5 protein-coding genes are annotated in these 3,228 nt (G+C 39.2%); all 5 read left to right on the top strand.

Features of this window, described 5'->3' with window-relative positions; all coding sequences use genetic code 11:
• The coding region (locus tag ACLTU0_RS11520; RefSeq protein WP_412322573.1) for a ribosome recycling factor at positions 1–187 on the top strand (187 nt) is incomplete at its 5' end.
• Positions 188–258: 71 nt separating this feature from the next.
• Positions 259–999, top strand: coding sequence for an isoprenyl transferase (locus tag ACLTU0_RS11515; protein WP_412322572.1), 741 nt, complete (start codon positions 259–261; stop codon positions 997–999).
• A 2-nt stretch (positions 1,000–1,001) separates the two neighbouring features.
• The gene (locus ACLTU0_RS11510; protein ID WP_337870769.1) at positions 1,002–1,838 is read left to right on the top strand and encodes a phosphatidate cytidylyltransferase; all 837 of its coding nucleotides are present in this window, start codon (positions 1,002–1,004) and stop codon (positions 1,836–1,838) included.
• A gap of 30 nt (positions 1,839–1,868) precedes the next feature.
• Positions 1,869–3,032, top strand: coding sequence for a 1-deoxy-D-xylulose-5-phosphate reductoisomerase (locus tag ACLTU0_RS11505; protein ID WP_412275824.1), 1,164 nt, complete (start codon positions 1,869–1,871; stop codon positions 3,030–3,032).
• The coding region (locus ACLTU0_RS11500; RefSeq protein WP_412322570.1) for a site-2 protease family protein at positions 3,029–3,228 on the top strand (200 nt) is incomplete at its 3' end. The genes ACLTU0_RS11505 and ACLTU0_RS11500, both read left to right, overlap by 4 nt.

The raw sequence follows: 3,228 nt of genomic DNA, 5'->3' as shown, positions 1-3,228 counted from the left end.
TAAGGTGCAATTTCGTAACGCAATACGTGACGCTATTGATAAGTACAAGGCTATGAAGAAAGACGGCGAAATCACAGAGGACGATTTGAAAGAAACAGAAAAGGATATACAAGACTTGACAGATAAGTATATTAAAGAAATTGATAATATCAGTGCCGTAAAGGAAAAAGAAATCCTTGAGGTTTGATAATTAAAATCACTACGCATATGACCGGCAGGCTAAGTCTGCCGGTATTGTGCTAAATAGAGAGGTATCGTATGTTTTTTTCAAAGAAAAAGAAAATCAATGAAATAGATATGTCAAGACTTCCGCAGCATATCGGAATTATAATGGACGGTAACGGCAGATGGGCGAAAAAAAGAGGTTTGCCGAGAAGTGCCGGACACAGTGCCGGAGCGGATTCACTGAAAAAAATTATCACAGAGGCAAATAATCTCGGTGTAAAGTATATAACGGTATATGCTTTTTCAACGGAAAATTGGAAACGACCGAAAGAAGAAGTTGACTATCTTATGTCGCTTTTGCTTGACTATCTGAGAAATGCCGAAAAAACTCTTTCGGGAGAGAATGTTGTTATTCGTGTAATCGGTTCAAGAAAAGGTCTGTCCGAAGAAATTTGTCGGCAGATTATAAAGACAGAGAATTTTACAAAGAATAATACAGGAATTGTTATGAATATCGCTCTTAACTACGGCGGTCGTGAAGAAATTGTAAATGCAGTGAAAAATATCTGTAAGGACGTTAAGGACGGCAGGCAGAATGTTGATGATATTGACGATGAAGTTTTTTCAAGCTATCTGTATACCGAAAATCAGCCTGACGTTGACTTGCTTATCAGAACAAGCGGTGAGCAGAGATTGTCAAACTTTATGCTTTGGCAGGTAAGCTATGCGGAAATGTGGTTTACCGATAAGCTATGGCCTGATTTTAAACCGGCTGATTTACATAAGGCTATAATCGATTTTCAAAACAGAGGCAGAAGATTTGGGGGTGTGTAAAAATGGTTAAGAGAATTATAACGTCGGTGGTCGCATTGGCGGTATTTGTTGGTATACTGTTTTTACCGCCTATATGCTTTACAGTTGCACTTGCGGCGGTTATATTGTTTATGCTATATGAGTGTTACAGTGCAACAAAAGCCGATTTGGGTATGAAAACTATCGGATTTATTTCCGCTGTCATATTGATGTCATCAATTTATTTTTGCAAAGCAATAGAGTGGGATACTTTTGCATGGGCAACTGCGTCAATAGGCATAATTTTTATCATAGCACTGCATATGATTACAGTAGTGGCAAAGCACGGTAAAAGAAATTATAAGGATATACTTTCAAATGGTTTCTTAACTATATATATTGTACTTTCGATGAGCTGCGTGTGGCTTGCAAAAGAAACATTTGATACAGCAACAATGCTTTTAACATTTATATGTGCGTGGTCGTGTGATACGTTTGCGTATTTTACAGGCAGATTTTTAGGCAAACACAAACTGATACCTCACGTCAGCCCAAATAAAACGGTTGAAGGCTCTGTCGGCGGTGTTGTCGGTGCAATGGTTATATGTATTGTATATCTATTGATTGTGAAAAATGTATTTGATACAAATATGTTGACGTGGAGCAATGTAGTTGTTGAGGGTGCGGTTTACGGTCTTGTAGGCGGTGCATTGTCACAGCTCGGCGATTTGATTGCTTCGGCTATCAAACGCGATACAGGAATAAAAGATTTCGGTTGGATATTCCCGGGACACGGCGGATTTATGGACAGATTTGACAGCGTTATGTTTATAGCACCTATTATGTATATATTGCCTATGGTGATTTTTGGAATTATGTAGGGAATGTCAAATTAATTGGAGAAAAGACAAATGGAATTTGAAAAGAAAATAGCGGTATTGGGCTCAACAGGTTCAATCGGTACGCAGACTCTTGAAATTGCCCGCGAATACAAGGGTATAAAAATAGAGGCAATGTCTGCACATTCAAATGTGAACTTAATTGAAAAACAGGCGAGAGAGTTTAAACCGAAAACGGTGTGCATTACCGATGAAGAAAAGGCTAAGGATTTAAAAATCAAGCTTGCCGATACCGATATAAAAGTAGTACAAGGAAAAGAAGGTCTTATAGAAACGGCAACGGCTGACGATGCAGATACGGTTGTAACCGCGGTTGTCGGTATTTCGGGACTTGAGCCTACAATAGAGGCAATAAAGGCAAAGAAAAATATTGCTCTTGCGAATAAGGAAACGCTTGTAACAGGCGGTCATATCGTTATGGATTTGGCAAAGAAAAACGGAGTTGCAATACTTCCGGTAGACAGTGAACACAGTGCGATATTTCAGTCACTTCAAGGTTGTAAGGACAGACGCGAAGTAAAGAGAATACTTTTAACCGCATCGGGCGGTCCGTTCTTTGGGAAAAAACGTGAAGAACTGGTTGACATAAAACCTGAGGACGCATTAAAACACCCTAATTGGAATATGGGTGCAAAGGTTACGATAGATTCATCAACGCTTGTCAATAAAGGACTTGAAGTGATGGAGGCGAAGTGGCTTTTCGGAACGGATAACATAAAAGTTTTGGTACACAGACAGAGCGTTGTACATTCAATGGTTGAGTTCGTGGATAACGGAGTAATTGCACAGCTCGGTGCACCTGATATGCGACTTCCTATACAGTACGCATTGACGTATCCGAACAGACTTCCGATGAAGAATAACGAACTTGACTTTACAAAGTATCCGTCACTTACATTTGACGAACCTGATACAGACACGTTTTATGCGTTGAAATTGGCATATGATGCACTTAAAGACGGCGGTATAAAACCGACTGTATTTAACAGTGCTGATGAGGCGGCGGTTGAGTTGTTTATGCAAGGTAAAATATCTTATCTCGGCATATCCGACGCTATCGCAAAGGCAATGAGCGAGATTAAAAATATCGAAAATCCGACAATTTCGGATATATGGGAAACAGATAAGTTAGCCCGTGAGATTGTATATAGATTTGAAAAGGAGAGTTTAATTTGATAACTGCGATTGTATCTGTTGTAATGTTCCTTGTAATGGTTTCACTGCACGAATTCGGTCACTTTATTGTTGCAAAAATGCTGAACTTTAAAGTTGATGAATTTTCTGTCGGAATGGGACCTGCAATATTCAAGAAAAAGAAAGGCGAAACACAATACTCAATAAGAATTTTGCCGCTTGGCGGTTATTGTAAATT

The organism is Hominilimicola sp. (assembly GCF_046972485.1).
Classification (GTDB): Bacteria; Bacillota; Clostridia; order UBA1381; family UBA1381; genus Hominilimicola; species Hominilimicola fabiformis.
This window is presented reverse-complemented; position numbering and strand designations above follow the sequence as displayed.